This window comes from Pseudomonas sp. c313 (assembly GCF_055407145.1).
Map to the genome: position 1 here is coordinate 20,325 of NZ_JBUZRD010000009.1, position 18,663 is coordinate 38,987.

Sequence of the window (18,663 nt, forward strand, 5' to 3'; positions counted from 1 at the left end):
CTGTCTGTATGGCGCTGTAATATCAGGAAGAGGCTATCACGGCAACCGTGATGGGCTTCACGCGCACACCCTCGACCCACTGCTTCGCAGGCTCCGGCAGACCCAGCCGACGAGTGGCAAATATTCCGGCCAGGTTCACCCCTGTCGCCCGGGTGTAGCCAATACCTCCGGAGTAGCGCGGATTGATCTCCAGCAGATGGGGAATACCCTCGTGGTCATCCCGTGTCTGCACGTTCACCAAACCATCGCACTTAAAGTGCGCGGCTGCCTTGAGGGCTAACTCCACGGCGACCGACTCGCGCTCGAATGTCTGGTAAACACCCTGCTTTCTTCTGCCCACAAATGCCACGGGCCTGCCCGACTCGCAAACCATGTCCACCGAGCACTCGTTGCCGGCCAGATAAGGCATGACCAACATGGGCACCCGCTCTGCGCCGGACATGTAAATCTTCAGGTAGGTATCAAAGTCGACTTCCCGCGCGTCTGGGTTTTCCAGACAGCGGAACGGGTCGACACCCGACTTAAACCGCCAGAACCCCTGGCCATAGATCCCGACGACAGGCTTGATGCAAACCTCTCCCTGGCTCGACAACACCTCATAAGCAGCGGCCAGTTCCTGGGCATTGGTCACCGTTAGCGCCGGCGTGCAAGCGAGCCCCGCACGCTCGGCCTCGGCAGTGAACAGGCTTTTATCGTCCACGTTATTGAAGGTATCCATGGACATACCGCCCGTAACAAGGCGCAAGCCAGCAGCGTCGAACCGATCTCGGGCCGTTTCGTACAAACTGCCGATACGACCAGCAAGCACCACCTCGATGCGGTGCTCAAGTGCCGTTTCAATCACCCAGTCAATACGCTCCTGGTTGTCTTGAGGCTCTTGAAAGCTAACGTCGGCCTGCCCTGTAATTTCGGGCCGGTCCTGACGATGGGAGGCAAAAACCCTGACACTCGCCGGCAATGCTTCACGCGCGCCCATAATAATGTCGCGTTGGCTGGATTGACCTTCAAGAAACCAGATCACGTGTACGCTCCTAAATGAACATCGGCGGAAATTGCCGCACTCGTCGGGTAAGAACGCCCAACGCTAGGTAATTTTTCCGACACGATAACGGACATCAAGCAAAAGGCTACTTAAATCCTGTGTCGCCATATCACTGGCTGGAAATATCATGTCGTTGTAATACCAGTACAGGAAAAGGACACCCCTTCCATAAAACAATATCGGTGATTTGCCTGTGTTGGGTTAGCGCTCTACGGCACAAGACCACTTAAGCGCAATGGCTGCTTTTGGCCGGTTCTTGCCTGTCGTCAATACCAGATGCGGTCATTGCGGCGAACTCCAGGTACGACGAAGCATTCAATGCAAGAGATGACCGCTTAACTAAAGTTTTAAAGCCGCCAGGAGTCGAGCATTGGCGGCCCCCGCCCTTCCAACCTCTTCCCCGCCCCCACCTGATTGTGATTACTATAGCGCCCTCCCGCACTCCGCCGCCCACGGTTCAGGCTATCCACTGCGCCCAAGCGTAACTCGAGGCTCTGCATGAAGTTCACCACGATCTCTGTTGCGCGCAAGCTGAAGTTCTACCAATTGGTGGTGTTCGATCAGGTGCTGCAAAGTGGCTCGCTGGTGCGTGCCGCGCAGGCGCTGAACCTGACTCAGCCGGCGGTGACTAAGATCATTCATGAGTTGGAGTCGTACTTCGATGCGCCGTTGCTGATCCGTGGCAATCGCGGCGTCACGGCCACCGAACTGGGTGAACTGGTGGTACGGCGAGCCAAGTCGTTGCTGGCAGAGTTGCGTTCGCTGACCGACGAGGTCAACGCCTTCCAGGAAGGCACCTCCGGGCACGTGATGGTTGGCACACTGATCTCTGCCTCGACGTCTTTACTACCCAGAGCTATGCAGTTGCTCAAGCAACAGGCGCCCGGTGTGCTGGTGTCGTTACGGGTCGGGCAGATGGACCAATTGTTTCCGGCCCTGGCCGTGGGTGAAGTCGATCTGGTGGTGGGTCGGGTGCCTGACGATTGGCGCTGGCGCAATGAGTCACCCATGCTCGATGTCGAGGTTCTGTACGCCGAAGAGTTGAGTGTGGTCGCCGGGGCCAACCATCCATTGCACGAGCGGTCGCCGGTCAGCCTGGCCGATTTGCATGAGTATCCGTGGGTGCTGCCAACCCGCGACTCCCTGCTTCGACGCACCGCCGACAAACTGTTCGCAGACGCAGATCTGGCCACACCGGACAACGTGGTCGAGTCGCTGTCGATCCTCACCAACATCACCCTGATGCAGGATCAACAGACCGTGGCGCTGATGCCCTACGAAGCCTCTCAACAGTTTGTCGGTGCCGGTTTGCTCAAGGCCTTCGACTTGGGAGCGCCTTTGCAGTTCGGCGATATTGGCTGTTTCTTCTCCAATACGCGGGCGCTGGGGCCCGCGGCGCGGCTGTTTCGCGAGTGCCTGAATCAGGCCCGTTGCGAGTCTGATGAGCGCCAGCAAATCACCCTTTGAAGGCCTGGCTCTGGTATTCCAAATAGATATAGAAAGGCGCGACATTTTTATTATTCACTAATATCCACTTTCCCTACACTTCCTCCGACTACCCACGCTTTTCGGAGGCTGATGTGTCTGCACCCTTGCAGTTGCTGCGTAATTATATCTCGGGCGAATTCGTCGCCGGCGAGCAGACCTTCCCCAACATTTCACCCATCGACGGCCGTACGCTCAGCCATGTCTGTGAAGCCGAAAAGGCGTTGGTTGACCGTGCCGTTGCGGCAGCAAAAGCCGCGCAGCATGGGCCATGGGGAGAATACAGCGCCAGTCAGCGAGCTGCGGTGTTGCAGCGTATCGCCGACGCCATCGAACGCCGTTTCGAAGACTTCGTCGCCGCCGAAGTTGCCGATACCGGGCGCCCGATGCAACAAGCGCGCACCTTGGATATTCCCCGCGGGATTCACAATTTCCGCACCTTTGCCGAGCTGATCAATCAAGCCGGCAGCGAGTGCTTCGAGATGCGCACCGCCGATGGCAACGACGTGTTCAGCTACTCGGTGCGCAAGCCCCACGGAGTGGTGGCGATCATCTCGCCATGGAACCTGCCGATGCTGCTGATGACCTGGAAAGTTGCCCCGGCGCTGGCCTGTGGTAACTCGGTGGTGATCAAACCGTCGGAGGATTCACCCTCCACCGCCACCCTGCTCGCCGAAGTCATGCACGAAGTCGGTTTGCCCGCTGGCGTGTTCAATCTGGTGCACGGCTTCGGGCCGGGTTCGGCTGGTGAGTTCCTGGCCCGCAACAAGGATGTCGACGCCATTACCTTCACCGGGGAGTCACGCACCGGAGAAACCATCATGAAAGTCGCCGCCGAAGGCATGCGTGATGTGTCGTTCGAGTTGGGCGGCAAGAACGCGGCAGTGGTGTTTGCCGACTGCGATTTCGACGCGGCGGTGGCCGGTGTCCTGCGCTCCAGCTTCACCAACTCCGGGCAGGTCTGCCTGTGCTCGGAGCGGGTGTATGTCGAGCGACCGATCTACGAGCGTTTTGTCGCGGCCATGAAGGCTGGCGCCGAAGCGCTGAAAATCGGCTACCCGGATGAAGACGGAGTGAACATGGGCTCGCTGATTTCCCACAAGCATCGCGACAAAGTTCTGAGCTACTTCGAACTGGCCCGCAGTGAAGGCGCGACAGTGGTCACTGGCGGCGGAGTACCCAACTTTGGCGACGAGCGCGATAACGGCGCCTACGTGCAACCAACTATTTGGACCGGCCTCGGCGACGATGCTCGCTGCATGCGCGAAGAGGTATTCGGCCCGGTTTGCCACATCGCCCCCTTCGACGGCGACGACGAAGTCGTGCAGCGGGTCAACGACTCGGCCTATGGGCTGGCTACCGCGCTGTGGACCCGCGACTTGAAGCGCGCACACAAGGTTTCACGGCGTTTTGAAGTCGGCATGGTATGGGTTAACACCTGGTTTTTGCGCGACCTGCGCACCCCATTTGGCGGCACTCGCCTGTCAGGACTAGGTCGAGAAGGTGGGCGCCATTCCCTGGATTTTTACTCTCAAATCACCACCATCTGTGTCAACCCTTGAGCCCCGGAGTTTCGTCCATGCATGCAGCTCTCATTGACGCGGCCTATCGGCTGCGCCAGGCCGAACGGGGCGGGCAACCGTGCCCGCCAGTCCGCGAACTGATCGCCAGCGCCCTCGCCGCCGACCCCTCTGCGAACCCTGTCGCCCTCGCTTACGCCGTACAGCAGTACAACAACCAAGCCGCCATCGAGGCCGGCCAGCGTCCTGTCGGGCGCAAAATCGGCCTGACCTCGCATTCCGTTCAGCAACAACTCGGCGTCGATCAACCGGACTTCGGCCAACTGTTCGCCAGCATGGCCCGCGGTGACGATCAGCCGATTGCCTGGCTCGACACACAACAACCGAAGGTTGAGGCAGAAGTTGCCCTGGTGCTGGAGCACGACCTGTGCCACGAACGCCACACCATCGCCGATCTGATACGGGCCACCGCGTTTGCGCTGCCAGCCATTGAAGTGGTCGCAAGTCGCATCGCCAATTGGGATATCCAGTTGGTCGATACTGTCGCCGATAACGCGTCGTCGGGTCTGTTTGTATTGGGCAGCCGCCCGGTACGGTTGTCGCAACTGGACCTGGTGCGCTGCGGCATGAGCATGACCCTGGGCGGTGAGCCAGTGTCGGTTGGCGCCGGTGCGGCCTGCCTGGGCAACCCGTTGAACGCCGCCGTTTGGCTGGCCGACATCATGGTGCGCTTCGGCACACCGTTGCGCGCCGGCGACATTCTGCTGACCGGCGCTCTCGGGCCAATGGTCGCGGCGCAGCCGGGCAATGTATTTACCGCCCACATCCAGGGCCTGGGCAGTGTCAGTGCCGCCTTTGACCTGCAATCGTGACCGGGGAATCGAACATGAGCCAAAAACTGAAAATCGCCATCGTCGGCTCCGGTAACATCGGCACCGACCTGATGATCAAGGTGTTACGCAACGCCCGGAATTTGCAGATGGCGGTGATGGTCGGCATCGACGAGCATTCCGATGGCCTGGCCCGCGCCAAACGCATGGGCGTGGCGACCACCCATCAAGGTGTCGAAGGGCTAATCGAGATGGAACAGTTCGCCGACATCGATTTCGTCTTCGATGCCACCTCGGCCGCCGCCCACGTACACAACGCTGCCCTGCTGCGCAAGGCAAAACCGGGCATCCGTTTGATTGACCTGACACCGGCAGCCATCGGCCCCTACTGCGTACCAGTGGTGAATCTGGAGCACAATCTGGATCAGCTCAACGTCAACATGGTTACCTGTGGCGGGCAGGCGACCATCCCGATAGTGGCCGCCGTTTCCCGCGTCGCCAATGTGCATTACGCCGAGATCATTGCCTCGATTGCCAGCAAGTCCGCCGGCCCCGGCACACGCGCCAACATCGACGAGTTCACCGAAACCACCTCTCGGGCCATTGAGATGATCGGTGGCGCAGCCAAGGGCAAGGCGATCATCGTCATGAACCCCGCCGAGCCGCCGCTGATCATGCGCGACACCGTGTATGTGCTGTCTGAGGCTGTCGAGCAGGCCAAGGTCGAGGCATCCATCGAAGAAATGGTTCAGGCGGTTCAGGCCTACGTGCCGGGTTATCGTCTGAAGCAAAAGGTGCAGTTCGACGTCATCAGCGCCGACACCCCACTGCTGATTCCCGGCCACGGACGCTTCAGCGGCCTGAAGACTTCGGTGTTCCTCGAAGTTGAAGGCGCTGCCCACTATCTGCCTGCGTATGCCGGCAACCTCGACATCATGACCTCCGCTGCCTTGGCCACCGCCGAGTGTATGGCGCAGTCGATGCTTAACGCCTGAGGAGATTTGCAATGACGTTCAACCCGGGCAAAAAGCTCTACATCAGCGATGTCACGCTGCGCGACGGTATGCATGCGATCCGTCACCAATACTCACTGAATCAGGTGCAGGCAATCGCCCGTGCGCTGGATCAGGCGCGCGTCGATTCGATTGAGGTCGCCCATGGTGACGGCCTGCAAGGTTCAAGTTTCAATTATGGCTTCGGCGCCCACACCGATCTGGAATGGATCGAAGCGGTCAGTGATGTGCTCACCCACGCCAAGGTCGCGACACTGTTGCTGCCCGGCATCGGCACTCTGCACGACCTCAAAAATGCTTATCAGGCCGGTGCGCGCATTGTGCGTGTGGCAACCCATTGCACCGAAGCCGACGTGTCGCGGCAGCACATCGAGTACGCCCGCAAACTGGGTATGGACACCGTCGGGTTCCTGATGATGAGCCACATGATCAGCCCCCAGCAGTTGGCCGCTCAGGCACTCTTGATGGAAAGTTACGGCGCCACCTGCATCTACGTGGTCGACTCCGGTGGCGCCATGGGCATGCAGGATATTCGCGAACGCTTCCAGGCCCTCAAAGCCACGCTCAAACCTGAAACCCAGACAGGCATGCATGCACACCACAACTTGAGCCTCGGCGTGGCCAACTCCATTGTCGCGGTCGAGGAAGGCTGTGACCGTATCGATGCCAGCCTCGCCGGCATGGGCGCCGGTGCCGGCAATGCGCCGCTGGAAGTGTTTATCGCAGCCGCCGAACGTATGGGCTGGAACCACGGCACAGACCTATACACCTTGATGGACGCAGCCGACGATATCGTACGCCCGCTGCAGGATCGCCCGGTACGCGTTGACCGCGAAACCCTGGCCCTGGGCTACGCCGGTGTGTACTCAAGCTTCCTGCGCCACGCCGAAATTGCGGCGCACAAATACGGAATCAAGGCCGTGGATATTCTTGTCGAGCTCGGCAAGCGGCGCATGGTCGGCGGGCAGGAAGACATGATCATTGATGTCGCACTAGACCTTCTGAACTCGCGCAAGGAACAACGCCCATGAGCACCGACATTGCCTACATTGCCAACGCTCTGGATCAGGCGGCACGCAGAGCCGTGCCGGTGACCCAGTTCAGCACCCACAGCCCTTTCAGCCTCGATGACGCCTACCTGATTCAACGTGCCTCGATTGCGCATCGCTACGATGCCGGCGAACGCATGATCGGCCTCAAACTGGGTTTCACCAGCCGCGCGAAGATGATCCAGATGGGCGTCGACAGCCTGATCTGGGGCTGGCTCACCGATGCCATGCTCGAAGAGGATGGCGGTGTCGTTGACCTGCGGCGCTTCATCCACCCAAGAGCCGAACCGGAGGTGTGCTTTCTCACTCGGCGGACCATCGACCGCCCGTTAACCGCGCTCGAAGCGGTTGACTATCTGGAAGCTGTGGCGCCTGCGATCGAGATCATCGACTCACGCTATCAGGCGTTCAAGTTCAGCCTCGAAGACGTGGTCGCCGACAACTGTTCTTCATCCGGCCTGGTGGTCGGTGCCTGGTCCAGAGACTTCGCCAACCTGGCCAATGCCGGGGTGCTGATGCGCATCAATGGCCGACTGGTTCAGGCCGGTTCGACCGCCGCGATCCTCGGTCATCCGCTACGCAGTCTGGTGCAAGCTTCGCAGTTGCTGGCCAAGGCGGAAATCGCCCTGCCCGCAGGCAGTTTGATCATGGCCGGCGCCGCTACTGCTGCCGAGGCCTTGAGCCCAGGTGCGCATGTCAGCGTGGAAATTGCCGGTTTCGGCGAGTGCGGTTTCAGCGTTTCCGCCCGGCAAGGAGAGTTGAAATGAGCATCAGTCGATCTACCGTAGTGCCCGGCAAGGCCAAACCTCGCGGACGCTTTCCGCATATCAAGCGTGCCGGCGATTTTCTCTACGTGTCGGGCACCAGCTCACGCCGTCCCGATAATAGCTTCGAAGGCGTGGAAGTCGATGCCATGGGCACCACTCGCCTCGACATTCGTGCACAGACCCGCGCCGTGATCGAGAACATCCGCGAAATTCTGAACAGCGAAGGCGCAGGTCTTGCCGATCTGGTGGAGATCAGCAGTTTTCTCGTCGACATGAATGACTTCGACGGTTACAACCAGGTCTACGCGCAGTACTTCGACGAAACCGGTCCCACCCGCACCACCGTGGCCGTGCACCAATTGCCACACCCGCATTTGCGCATCGAAATCAAAGGCGTGGCCTACGCCCCACTCAATCGCTAAGGACAACAAGATGGACAAGCATCACTTCAGTCCACCCCTGAACTTCAATCGCTGGATCGAAGAATACGCGCACCTGCTCAAGCCGCCGGTGGGTAATCGTCAGTTGTGGAAAGACAGCGACACCATGGTTACGGTGGTCGGCGGCCCTAACCAACGCACCGATTTTCACGACGATCCGGTGGAAGAATTTTTCTACCAGTTCAGGGGCAATGCGTACCTGAACATCTGGGACCGTGGCCAATACGAGCGCATCGATTTACGCGAAGGCGACCTGTACCTCATGGCCCCGCATGTGATCCATTCACCGCAGCGCCCAGAGCCGGGCAGCCTGTGCCTGGTGATCGAAAAAGCGCGACCAGAGGGTCAGTTCGACGCCCTTCAATGGTCTTGCGCCCATTGCGGCACGCTGGTCAAACGGTATGAGCTACAGCTGCAAAGCATCGTCAACGACCTGCCGCCCGTCTATGAACAGTTCTACGCCACCAGCGACGCCGAACGGCGCTGCAATGGCTGCGGCGAAATCCATCCCGGTCGTGACTGGCAGACCTGGCACCGCACCCTCGAAGAAGTAAAACGCCCATGAAAATCGACATGCATTCGCACTTTTTCCCCGCCATTAGCCAAGCCGAGGCCGCTCGCCTGAGCAGCGATCGAGGGCCGTGGTTGCACACCAGCGGGCGCACCGGCCAGATCATGGTCGGCGATAAACCGTTTCGCCCGGTGCATGACGTGTTGTGGGACATGAACCGCCGTATAGAACACCTCGACGAGCAAGGCCTGGACGTACAGATCATGTGCGCCACGCCGGTGATGTTCGCCTATGACGCCCCCATCGAACGCGCCCTACCTTGGGCGCAATTGATGAACGACCGTGCATTGGAAATGGCCGCTGTAGCGCCGAGCAGGCTAAAAATGCTAGCCCAGGTGCCCTTGCAGGACATCGACGCAGCCTGCCGCGAAGCCAGTCGGGCCAGGGCCGCCGGCCATGTGGGTGTGCAAATCGGCAATCATGTTGGCAATCACGACCTCGACCACGAAGGCCTGGTGACGTTTTTCACCCACTGCGCGCAGGACGACATTCCCGTGCTGGTGCACCCTTGGGACATGATGGGTGGCGAGCGCATGCGCAAGTGGATGCTGCCGTGGCTGGTGGCGATGCCCGCAGAAACCCAGCTGGGTATTTTATCGCTGATTTTGTCCGGCGCCTTCGAACGCATTCCGCAATCGCTGCGCCTGTGCTTTGCCCACGGCGGCGGGGGTTTTGCCTTCCTGCTGGGACGGGTGGACAACGCTTGGCAACACCGCGACATCGTCCGTGAAGACTGCCCGAACCTGCCATCGAGCTACGTCAAACGCTTCTTCGTCGACTCCGCCGTGTTCGACCCGCGCTCGCTGAAGTTGCTGGTGGAGGTAATGGGCAGCGACCGAGTGATGCTCGGCTCCGACTCACCCTTCCCGCTGGGCGAACAAAGTATCGGCGCTGGTGTGATCGAACACCCGGAACTGGATCAACAGACCAAGGCGCGCATTCTGGGGAGTAACGCAGAGGCGTTCTTCGGGCTCTGAGGATTCACGTTGCATCAAGCCCCGTTGCGAGTGATTGCAGCGGGGCTTTTTTATGCCCAACGTCCAGTCTCTGCAGGACCCGGCCCAAGGTTTTCAAGGCCCAAAAAAAGGCGCCTCACGGCGCCCTGAAATCTGCAAACTATCAAAACTTGTATCGCACGCCCATCTGCAAACCTTCGGGATTTTCGTTGCGTAACGGGCTTTCCAGGTTCCAGCTGACCGGGTAACGCACCTGCGAATCACGGTTGTGGTGGACGTAGCCATACACGGCGTAGAGGTCGGTCTGTTTGTTGACGTTGTAGATATACGCCAGGTTGATACCGCTGGCGTCACTCAACGCCTCGTTCTTGCGGTCGTCCTTGTAGACCACGCTGACAGCGATGTTCTGGGTGTCCCAGAAGTTGTGACGGATGCCCAGTTGCAGGTCGCTGCCGCGGGAGTCGAAATCCACCCAGGGCGCATAGGCGTAGTAACCGACATAACGGTGATAGACCGCCGTCAGATCAGTGGTGCCCATGCTGTAGACCACGGTGACGTAGGCGTCGGTCGCCTGCTCCATGGTGTGTTTGTCCCACAGGTTGCGCTGGTATTTGCGGTCAACGGCGGCGGCGAAATACCACGGGCTGTCGGCCCAGTAATCGATGCTGGTACTGTAGACCACGCCGTCGCGGCTGCCATCCTTCTCACCCAGGGTGGCCATGCCGCGAAACTGATAGCCCTCGTAACGCGGGCTGATGTACATCAGCGAATCGTTCTCCCGCCACGATGCATAAAACACCTGGACGTTGTTGATCAGGCTGTAGTCGTTGCCGTAAAGCGGGTCGGCGTAGCCGTAGCTGTTGGCCGACGGCGTGTCCTGGCGACCGACGCTGAGGGTGCCCCAGCGCTCGGAAATCACTTGGTAATAGGCTTCGCGTTTACCAGTCGAGTCGTCAGAGTGAGGGTTGTACATGGCTTCGTAGACAGCATTGAGCTTGATGTCATCGGTCACCTCCTGTGTCCACTTGAACTGAATGCGGTTGGCACTCAGGCCCGCACCCGTAAGCCGATCCACAGTGTCGCCTCCCGAGCGCGCCACTTCGTACGTCAGGTCAACCACCCCGGACACCTTGAACTCCGCATAACAAGCGCCACTCATCAACGGAAGGGCGAGTAATAATTTACGCATGAAAAACTCCGGACACTGCGAAAGTGCTGGTCGATGGCTCGATACCGAGCCACCGCCAGACTTTTCTTATTTATTTTTATTGTGAGTCGTCAGTTACCGCGTATTCAGTCTCGGCCCGGCCATGGTTTGCTCGGGGCGTCGAAACTTGGCTTGCCCAGCAGCGGCGTCGACAGTGCGTAGAAGCCGTGGTTGGTGAAAACCCAGATCAGGTTGCGGTCGTACTCGGTGTAGGTACCGTGGGTCAGGTTGCCCATGGCGTAACTCGCTACGTTCTTGGTATCGAACGGCGGCACGAAGTACGCACCGATGGTCGGTTTGCCAGGCTCGCGCACATCGAACACCTGCACGCCGGCGTTGTAGAACGCGTACGGCAAGATGCCCTCACGCGAGATCCCTGGCTGGGTGTAGTAACCCGAACGTTTTGGCCCGAAGCTGCCTTTACGCTGGCAGTAATCGGTGAAGGCCGCTTCTTTCGGTGGCGTCGGGCGCGGCAGCACATACTCAATGGACGGCTTTTGTGGGTTGCTGACGCTCACCGCAAAAATATCCTTTTTAGCCTCGAAGCAATCTTCCGACAGCGGATAACCACTGAAGTAGATAAGCCCGGTTTTCTCCACTTGCGAGACGTCGATATTGTCGCCTTCAGTACCCGCTACGCTCACCGGGAACTCCAGATGGCCCACCACTTTCATATTGTCGGCTTGGGTGATGTCGACCACGTAAAGGCCCATCCCACCCATGGCGGCATAGCCATACTTGCCGCCCTGCTCGACGGTTTTTGGAATGAACAACGACATTCGCGCCCCCATCCACGAAGCGCGGTTACCCGCCCGAGAATTGGCCTTGAACACCGCTTCGTGCTTCGGATCACCGACGATTTGTCCCGGCACGGTAAGCATTTGCAAGAGCTTCGGGTTGCTCGGGTCCGACATATCCCAGGACTGATAGCCGGCGTTGTACAGGTCGTTGGGGTATTCAGTCAGTGCGTATTTGTCGCTTGGCGCTGCGGCCACGTACATCACATCGCCACCGAAGTAAGCCGGAATGTCGCGCACCCCGGAGCCCTGCTGTTCACCAATCGGGGCATCGGGATGCTCGATGTCGGTGGTGCGGGTGGCGATCAGTTTCCAGTCGGCCGGCAGCGGGCCGTTCATCTCGTAGACTTTGAAACCCTTAAGGTGTTTGGACTTGCGGATGGCTTCGACTTTTTCCGGCTCGCGGTATTTGTCACTCAATACGCCAAAGCGACGAACTTCGAAGGACTGGACCATGATGTATTTGCCCAGTTTCTTGTTCCATTGCACCGAGGCCGCGCCAAACATATCGTCCGGGGCATACGGATTTTCTTCCGCACTCGGACCTTTCGGGCCCCAGGTCGAGCCCTTGGTGAACACCAGCTTCACGTCTTTGGGATGGGTGATATCGAAGACCTTCAGGTTGCGGCGCACGTACTGATAGAGGTAACGCTTGCCATCGAAGTCGACGATGTTCTGCCAAGTGTGGAACGGCTCTACCGTGATCGGATAGTACGCCTCGACCGTCATGTTCTTGATGTAGCTTTTGGTATCCCAGTAATCCAGCTCACCGGCAAACGGCTCGCCCTCGTGACTGAACGGCGTGGCAACCGGGTGGGTGAACTTGCCCGTGGCTTTGTCCATGCCATAGCTGCCCGGCGCCGGCATCGGTGGAATCTTGTCCACAGACAACGCAGTCTGCTGCTTGACGAACGGGTCGGTGATGTTGACCGGTGCCGAGCTGTCCGCCTGGACGCTGGTCCATAGGCCCAACATCACACAGGTGGTAAGCGCGCCTTTGAGGAATGGCACATGGGGTTTGTTGGGGAGTCGCATTGTTTTCATTATTCACTCCAGTGGTTGAGCCCGGTTGGGCGATACAGGTCATTGCCAAGCGTTGTGAACCGTTGAAAAACCTCATGCCGAAGCCACGCGCCGGCCTTACAAAATGTCGATGGGGTAATCGGTGATCAGCCGGAAGTCGTCCAGGTCGCCTGAGCCCTGGTCACCGTTCGCCCGGTGCCAGGCCTGTCGCGCCCGTACACTCAGGCCTTTGGCGGGACCGGACTGGACCACGTAGCGAACTTCCAGATTGGTTTCGTGGTGCTTGCCATCGTCGCCGTAGCGGCCGGAATAAGGGCCGGTGGCAGCGATGTGGCTGCCGTCGATACCCCACCCACGCACGTAGCGGCTCATGAATGTCAGGCCGGGCACACCGTAAGGCGCTAGTGACAGGTCATAACGCACTTGCCAGGAGCGCTCTTGCGGGCCGTTGAAATCGGAGAACTGCGCCGCGTTCGGCAACAGAATCGAGGCGCCCTGATCGTTGCCGTTGCGGCCGTTGCGGTCGTTGTCACCGACGCCCAGGTAATCGAACGGTGTATTGCCATCGATCTTCTGCAACCCCAACAACCAGCGGTGTGCGCCGCTGCGCCAGAAGGTCGACAAGCCAAGGCTGGTGTTGTCGATTTCACCGGCCTTGGCTCGCCCTTCATCCACGGTGCGGTAGACCGTCAGGCCCAGGCCAAACTGGTTCAGTGCATCGAGGTCAGTGCGACTTTCGAGGTTGGCGTAGTACTGGTTCCAAATGTCTTCGAAACGCGAGCCGTACAGGCTTACGGTCAGTCCCGGCGCCAGCTGATAGCTGCCCCCCAAATAGTCCGCCGTCGGCGTGGTAACCCCGGCCATCACCGCCCACAGATCACCATCGGCGTTGGTGGTGACCGGGCTGGTAGCGGAAGTAAAATGTCCGGCTTGAACCTCAAGCCCTTCGAACTCGCGACTGAACAGCGACAATCCGGTGGCAGTCTGCGGCACGATGCGAAAATGGCTAACGCCGAACACCGGCGTTTCTGGTCGTTGCTCGCCGTATTTCAAAATGCTGTTGGACAGCCGCAGCTTCAGCACCGCGCCGGCCTTGGAATAGCTATCCGCCGGTTGCCCATCGTCATGCACCGCCAGGTTGGCGGTGCCAGACTTGCCGGCAGGTGCGTCCAGCTTCAAACCCATATACGCAAAAGCATCCACGCCAACGCTGAAGGTGCCTTCGGTGAAGCCGGAGGTGTATTGGCCGAGCACGGCCTGGGTCCAGTCGCGGGCATCGCGGCGACCGTCTTCCTTGCTGCGATTGAAATAGGAATTGCGCAACAATACCTCGGCACTGCTGCCCGCGATAAAACCGCGCCCAGACTCCGCTGGCTGCGTAGCAAACGAAGGCAACGCGCAGGCGCTGGCCAACAACAGAACAATGATTCTGGTGTGATTCATGACAACCCCAATCTGGAAAGCGAGCCGAAAAGCGTTTTATCGGCGCGCGCAGTCGACCAGGGCAGCGGTGTGCCTGGTCAACGTATCAGCAGAAAGAAAATGCCTGACCCTCCATGGTCAGGCGGAGCCACTTAGCGTTGCAGTGGCAAAGGCTTGGGCTCGTCCGTTAGAACGGGGGCCTTTTGCCGAAAGCGCAGGAAGTAGATAAGCAGGATCACCACCAGAAACGGAATACCGCAGAGCAAGGTCGGGGCAAACTCTTCAGTGAACAGCGTGGTGATCATCACCGCCAGCATCAGCAGTAATCCGGCGAGGCTGGTCCACGGATAGCCCCAAAGTTTGAAGGCCAACGGTTGACCGGCCTGACGGCGGCGGAAAAACAGGTGCGTAAGGAAAATCCCGCCCCAGGTAAACATCGCACCAAACATCGCGATGGACATCATCAGGGTGAAGGCTTTTTCCGGATAAGCCAGGTACAGCAGTGTGGCCAGACCAATCCCAACTGACGACAGCAACAGCGCTGGCAGCGGCACGCCTTTACTGTTCAAGCGGCCAAACATCGTCGGTGCCTGCCCTGCCCGCGACAGGCTGAACATTAATCGGGTGGTTATGTAGAGTTGGCTATTCATCGCCGACAGTGCTGCGATCAGAATCACCGCATTAAACACTGCTCCCGCGTAAGGCACTCCGGTCGCCGCCATCACCGTAACGAATGGGCTCTGGCCACCGCTGTTCTGGCCCCAAGGCACAATTGCCAGTACCAGCGCGATGGTCAGCAGGTAAAACACCACCAGGCGTACGACCGTGATCCGGAACGCGCGGGTCACCGCACGTTGCGGGTCCTTGGCCTCACCGGCCGCCACCGCGATCATCTCGATGCTCAGGTAACTGAAGAACGCGACGATCACCGCTACCCAGGTCCCCCACCAGCCGTTCGGGAAAAAGCCCCGGTCATTGGTGTAGTTGGCAAAGCCGATGCTGGTGTCTGCCGGAGCACCGTACACGACGTAGGCCCCCAACAGAATGAACACGACAATGGCGCAGAGCTTGATCAGCGAGAACACGTATTCGATGGCGCCAAACACCTTGACACTGAACGCGTTGGCAACGATCAGGGCCATGGAAAACGCGACCATCCAGTAACCGCCCGGCACGTCCGGGTACCAGTACTTCATGTACATCGCAGCGGCGGTGATTTCGGTGCCGACCGCGAACACAATCGACGACCAATAGGCGTAGCGAATCGCGAAGCCAAACCACGGTGCCACGTAGAACTCGGCAAAGGAACCGAACGACCCCGAGGTTGGGTGGTGCACGGTCATTTCTGCCAGGCAGCCCATCAACAACAGGGCAATCAAGGCACCGATGCCATAGCTGACCAGAACGCTGGGGCCAGCAAAACCAATGGCGAAACCGCTACCCAGAAACAGCCCGGTGCCGATGGCGCCACCAATGGCGATCATCGACAACTGGCCGCTGGTGAGGCTTTGCTTCAAGCCTTTTTCACGGTCTATCAAGTGTTCGAAGGTGCTGGTTATTTTTGTCATTGCACATATGCTCCGAATCGGTGGGAGGGGCTCAGGTCACTGATTTGCGTGCCAGAAATTCCGGGCGATCCCATTCTTTTTGTTCAAAGATTTCACGCAAGGCAACCACGCTGTCCCAGATATCCACATAGCGGATGTACAGCGGGGCAAAACCAAACCGCAGGATGTCCGGCGCACGGAAGTCGCCGACAATGCCGCGCGCGATCAGCGCCTGCATGACTGCATAGGCGTGTTCATGGGCCAGCGACACCTGACTGCCGCGCTGCTCACCGTCACGCGGGGAGCGCAACTCGATGCCCAGACCGGCCAATTGCTGATCACACAGCAAGATGAACAGGTCGCCCAGGGCCACGCTTTTTTGCCGTAACAGCTTGAGGTCGACGCCGTCGAACACTTCCAGTGCCGCCTCCAGCGCCAGCACACCCAGTTGCGGCGCAGTGCCGGTGAGCATGCGGTCAATGGTGGGGTGAGGTCGAAAGTGGTGGTCAAAATCGAACGGTTTGGCATGTCCATGCCAGCCCGTGAGCGGTTGGCGAATGTGGGGGATATGACGCTCGGCGACGAACACGAACGCCGGCGCACCCGGACCGCCGTTGAGGTACTTGTAGCCGCAACCCACGGCGAAGTCGGCGTTGACCTCGTTCAGTGCGACAGGCATGGCACCGGCCGAGTGGCACAGGTCCCAAACCACTAGTGCGCCGACTGCATGAGCCCGCTCGGTGATGCGCGCCATGTCATAACGCTTGCCGGATTTGAAGTTGACATGCGTCAGCGAAACAATCGCCACGTCCTCATCCAGGGCATCAAGGATGTCATCCGGCTCGACGCAACGCAGCTGACTGCCGGTCAGCTCGGCTACGCCATCGGCAATGTAAACGTCAGTCGGAAAGTTGCCGCGTTCGGCCAGGATCACGCTGCGCCCAGGACGCAAGCGGGTGGCGGCGACCAGCACTTTGAACAGGTTGATCGAGGTCGAGTCGGCAACGACCACTTCGTGCCCATGAGCACCAATCAACGTGGCAATTTTCGCCCCGGTGCGCTGGGGCGCAGGGTACCAGTCGGCATCGTTCCAGGAGCGGATCAGGCCTTGGGCCCACTCCTGTTTGAGAACCTTCTCGATCCGCGCCGGAATGTGTGCCGGCATCGCGCCCAGTGAGTTGCCATCAAGGTAGATCTCGCCCTCGGGCAAGTCGAAACGCTCACGGGAGTTGCGCAATTCATCAATTTGATCAAGGTGTTCAAAGTCCGCTCTGGTGGCGGGGGTAGACGTGGACATAAACGCTCCTTCTGATTTTTTTTCTTCTTAGTGGGGCTAACGGGCCGCCTGCTGATCGAGCCCGCAACAGGGGCCGATCCTCCTTGCACTGCAAACTAGCGTATAGGCCGCTGCGAAGTGGCTTGATGCTACCCTCCCATGCCATTACCCGAAAATAGAAAAGCCCGCGTCAAGTATTCTCGACCGTTATAGCTGGCGATCATCAACCGTAAGGCCCCTCTGAAGCCGAGTCCGCCAACGCTAAAAACGAGAAAGGGGATCAAGCACCTAAGTCCTTGATCCCCTTATAAGCATCCAAACGCCAATTAAAAAAGCACGCCGGCCTCAGCAAGCACACGAACCTGATCGTGCTGGGTACCGCTGTCGCCAAAGGTTGAGCCAGAGGTGGCCTCCTCGGCGCGCACGTAGGCGAGTTCGCCGCGCACGAAGAAGCGACCATCTTGATAGGTGGGCGTAGCGGTCAACGACCAGGCGTTGGAGCCTGTTCCATAAAGCAGGTTGGTGGGCGAGCAGTCCTCGTCGGCTCCGCAGCCGCCGCCGTTGCTGTCCAGGTATTCGGCGCGGGCGCCGATCGACCAGTGGCTAGAGAAGCTGTACTTGGCAAGGAACGCTGCCCCGTACGTTTGCGCTGCGCGATCTATACCTGCTTTCGAGTCCTTATCGACCCGGGTGTATTGCAGGTAGGGCGTGAGCGTCAATGCCCCATCGGTGTGGGTGAAGATCACGTTGTAAATCTGGCTGTTGTTCTGCGCCGTGGGTGTCGCGGCCGAGGACTTCGAGTTGCTGGAGACGTTTGCTCCCCCGATCACGCTCAAGGTGTTGGCGGCATCAAAGGCATATGAGAAGGAGCCCGTCACCCAGTTGTACTTGCCGGAATAGAAACCGTCGTTCAGCGATAGCGCTGCATTGGTCTTGCCGCTGGAATAGTTGACCTGCACACCACGGCTGATGGCAGGCTCCTGGTTCCACAGCAGCCCACGCTGGATGTTGATGTTCTGGAAGGTGAAGGTCGACTCGGCCCCGATCATTGTGGGCAGCGAGCCGGCCATTACGGAGATTTCCGGGCTGATCACTGCCTTCAGGTAACCAACGGGGACGTCGCCGTAAAGCCTGTCCACGGTCTTGCTCGACTTGAGATAGGCCGTACCAAGGGAGGGCAGCGCATACGATCCGGCCTGAATGTAGAACTGCAGCGGCCCCTCGATCGTCTGGATTTCCACCTGGGCGTTGCTGACATCGGCCAGCGACCGCGAATTGCCGGTGTCGGGTGCATCGACCACATGGTTTTGCCACAGGGCGATCCCTGTCAGTTGCCCGCTTACGTAGACTTTCCCCAGAGGGCCAGCATCAATGGCAAAAGGGTTGTCGTTCGGCTGCAACGTGCTGGAAAGACTAGGTGCGGACAGTGGGTCGGCTGAAACACTGGTGACCGCAAGCAGGGCTGCAACACCACCATATGTACGGAGAAACATGCTGGCTTGGTTCGAACTTTTTCCCGAAACGAGGAGACAACCATCAATACCTGAAAAACGCGTGACGCACTGCTTCATAGTGATGCTCTCGATACCTTGGATAAACAGCGAGAGAGCGTATTGGAATCGCGCATCAAGGCGCTGTTGTCTTTTTCTTTGTCCGCATAAATTTTCAATAAAAAACAATAGGTTGTTATGGTTTAAACAATGCAATGCCTTCAAGGT

Annotated in this window: 16 protein-coding genes; 9 read left to right on the top strand and 7 right to left on the bottom strand. The window is 59.1% G+C overall.

The window, feature by feature from the left end:
* Positions 1 to 22: 22 nt before the first annotated feature.
* Positions 23 to 1,021: an ATP-grasp domain-containing protein gene (locus ACZRKZ_RS21240; protein ID WP_463982657.1), complete on the bottom strand. Its 999-nt coding sequence runs from the start codon at positions 1,019 to 1,021 to the stop codon at positions 23 to 25.
* 519 nt (positions 1,022 to 1,540) lie between these two features.
* Here ACZRKZ_RS21240 and ACZRKZ_RS21245 point away from each other — a divergent pair.
* The 9 genes from ACZRKZ_RS21245 to ACZRKZ_RS21285 all read left to right on the top strand — a co-directional run bounded on the left by ACZRKZ_RS21245 (position 1,541) and on the right by ACZRKZ_RS21285 (position 9,694).
* Positions 1,541 to 2,509 carry a LysR family transcriptional regulator gene (locus tag ACZRKZ_RS21245; protein WP_463982658.1) on the top strand — a complete coding sequence of 323 codons (969 nt, stop codon included), beginning with the start codon at positions 1,541 to 1,543 and terminating at the stop codon, positions 2,507 to 2,509.
* Positions 2,510 to 2,634: 125 nt separating this feature from the next.
* Positions 2,635 to 4,089: a 2-hydroxymuconic semialdehyde dehydrogenase gene (locus ACZRKZ_RS21250; protein WP_463982735.1), complete on the top strand. Its 1,455-nt coding sequence runs from the start codon at positions 2,635 to 2,637 to the stop codon at positions 4,087 to 4,089.
* A 17-nt stretch (positions 4,090 to 4,106) separates the two neighbouring features.
* Positions 4,107 to 4,919 carry a fumarylacetoacetate hydrolase family protein gene (locus tag ACZRKZ_RS21255; protein ID WP_463982659.1) on the top strand — a complete coding sequence of 271 codons (813 nt, stop codon included), beginning with the start codon at positions 4,107 to 4,109 and terminating at the stop codon, positions 4,917 to 4,919.
* A 14-nt stretch (positions 4,920 to 4,933) separates the two neighbouring features.
* Positions 4,934 to 5,872, top strand: coding sequence for an acetaldehyde dehydrogenase (acetylating) (locus tag ACZRKZ_RS21260; RefSeq protein WP_463982660.1), 939 nt, complete (start codon positions 4,934 to 4,936; stop codon positions 5,870 to 5,872).
* 11 nt (positions 5,873 to 5,883) lie between these two features.
* Positions 5,884 to 6,921, top strand: coding sequence for a 4-hydroxy-2-oxovalerate aldolase (gene dmpG / locus ACZRKZ_RS21265; protein ID WP_463982661.1), 1,038 nt, complete (start codon positions 5,884 to 5,886; stop codon positions 6,919 to 6,921).
* Entirely contained in the window at positions 6,918 to 7,706 is a 789-nt protein-coding gene (locus ACZRKZ_RS21270; RefSeq protein WP_463982662.1) for a 2-keto-4-pentenoate hydratase, read from the top strand. The genes dmpG and ACZRKZ_RS21270 overlap by 4 nt, the downstream gene beginning before the upstream one ends.
* A complete protein-coding gene (locus ACZRKZ_RS21275) occupies positions 7,703 to 8,128 on the top strand; it encodes a RidA family protein (protein WP_463982663.1) in 426 nt (141 codons plus the stop codon). Before ACZRKZ_RS21270 ends, ACZRKZ_RS21275 begins: the two co-directional genes overlap by 4 nt.
* A gap of 10 nt (positions 8,129 to 8,138) precedes the next feature.
* Entirely contained in the window at positions 8,139 to 8,711 is a 573-nt protein-coding gene (locus ACZRKZ_RS21280; protein WP_463982664.1) for a 3-hydroxyanthranilate 3,4-dioxygenase, read from the top strand.
* A complete protein-coding gene (locus ACZRKZ_RS21285) occupies positions 8,708 to 9,694 on the top strand; it encodes an amidohydrolase family protein (RefSeq protein WP_463982665.1) in 987 nt (328 codons plus the stop codon). Before ACZRKZ_RS21280 ends, ACZRKZ_RS21285 begins: the two co-directional genes overlap by 4 nt.
* 142 nt (positions 9,695 to 9,836) lie before the next feature.
* Here ACZRKZ_RS21285 and ACZRKZ_RS21290 read toward each other — a convergent pair whose 3' ends face one another.
* The 6 genes from ACZRKZ_RS21290 to ACZRKZ_RS21315 form a co-directional block, all read right to left on the bottom strand.
* Positions 9,837 to 10,862 (bottom strand): porin, encoded by a 1,026-nt coding sequence (locus ACZRKZ_RS21290; RefSeq protein ID WP_463982666.1) that lies wholly within the window; start codon positions 10,860 to 10,862, stop codon positions 9,837 to 9,839.
* A gap of 104 nt (positions 10,863 to 10,966) precedes the next feature.
* The gene (locus ACZRKZ_RS21295; protein ID WP_463982667.1) at positions 10,967 to 12,721 is read right to left on the bottom strand and encodes an LVIVD repeat-containing protein; all 1,755 of its coding nucleotides are present in this window, start codon (positions 12,719 to 12,721) and stop codon (positions 10,967 to 10,969) included.
* Between the two features lie 96 nt (positions 12,722 to 12,817).
* Positions 12,818 to 14,143 carry an OprD family porin gene (locus ACZRKZ_RS21300; RefSeq protein ID WP_463982668.1) on the bottom strand — a complete coding sequence of 442 codons (1,326 nt, stop codon included), beginning with the start codon at positions 14,141 to 14,143 and terminating at the stop codon, positions 12,818 to 12,820.
* A 131-nt stretch (positions 14,144 to 14,274) separates the two neighbouring features.
* A complete protein-coding gene (locus ACZRKZ_RS21305) occupies positions 14,275 to 15,690 on the bottom strand; it encodes an amino acid permease (RefSeq protein ID WP_463982669.1) in 1,416 nt (471 codons plus the stop codon).
* A gap of 31 nt (positions 15,691 to 15,721) precedes the next feature.
* Complete coding sequence (gene kynU, locus ACZRKZ_RS21310; RefSeq protein ID WP_463982670.1) at positions 15,722 to 16,966, bottom strand: kynureninase; 1,245 nt, start codon at positions 16,964 to 16,966, stop codon at positions 15,722 to 15,724.
* A gap of 305 nt (positions 16,967 to 17,271) precedes the next feature.
* A complete protein-coding gene (locus ACZRKZ_RS21315; RefSeq protein ID WP_463982671.1) occupies positions 17,272 to 18,660 on the bottom strand; it encodes a porin in 1,389 nt (462 codons plus the stop codon).
* Positions 18,661 to 18,663 lie beyond the last annotated feature (3 nt).

Excerpts from the sequence above, each read along its gene's own strand:
- ACZRKZ_RS21295 (WP_463982667.1), bottom strand. The coding sequence starts at position 12,721 with ATGAAAACAATGCGACTCCCCAACAAACCCCATGTGCCATTCCTCAAA.
- ACZRKZ_RS21300 (WP_463982668.1), bottom strand. The coding sequence starts at position 14,143 with ATGAATCACACCAGAATCATTGTTCTGTTGTTGGCCAGCGCCTGCGCG.
- ACZRKZ_RS21275 (WP_463982663.1), top strand. The coding sequence starts at position 7,703 with ATGAGCATCAGTCGATCTACCGTAGTGCCCGGCAAGGCCAAACCTCGC.
- ACZRKZ_RS21245 (WP_463982658.1), top strand. The coding sequence starts at position 1,541 with ATGAAGTTCACCACGATCTCTGTTGCGCGCAAGCTGAAGTTCTACCAA.
- ACZRKZ_RS21260 (WP_463982660.1), top strand. The coding sequence starts at position 4,934 with ATGAGCCAAAAACTGAAAATCGCCATCGTCGGCTCCGGTAACATCGGC.
- kynU (WP_463982670.1), bottom strand. The coding sequence starts at position 16,966 with ATGTCCACGTCTACCCCCGCCACCAGAGCGGACTTTGAACACCTTGAT.
- ACZRKZ_RS21290 (WP_463982666.1), bottom strand. The coding sequence starts at position 10,862 with ATGCGTAAATTATTACTCGCCCTTCCGTTGATGAGTGGCGCTTGTTAT.
- dmpG (WP_463982661.1), top strand. The coding sequence starts at position 5,884 with ATGACGTTCAACCCGGGCAAAAAGCTCTACATCAGCGATGTCACGCTG.
- ACZRKZ_RS21280 (WP_463982664.1), top strand. The coding sequence starts at position 8,139 with ATGGACAAGCATCACTTCAGTCCACCCCTGAACTTCAATCGCTGGATC.
- ACZRKZ_RS21270 (WP_463982662.1), top strand. The coding sequence starts at position 6,918 with ATGAGCACCGACATTGCCTACATTGCCAACGCTCTGGATCAGGCGGCA.
- ACZRKZ_RS21285 (WP_463982665.1), top strand. The coding sequence starts at position 8,708 with ATGAAAATCGACATGCATTCGCACTTTTTCCCCGCCATTAGCCAAGCC.
- ACZRKZ_RS21305 (WP_463982669.1), bottom strand. The coding sequence starts at position 15,690 with ATGACAAAAATAACCAGCACCTTCGAACACTTGATAGACCGTGAAAAA.
- ACZRKZ_RS21255 (WP_463982659.1), top strand. The coding sequence starts at position 4,107 with ATGCATGCAGCTCTCATTGACGCGGCCTATCGGCTGCGCCAGGCCGAA.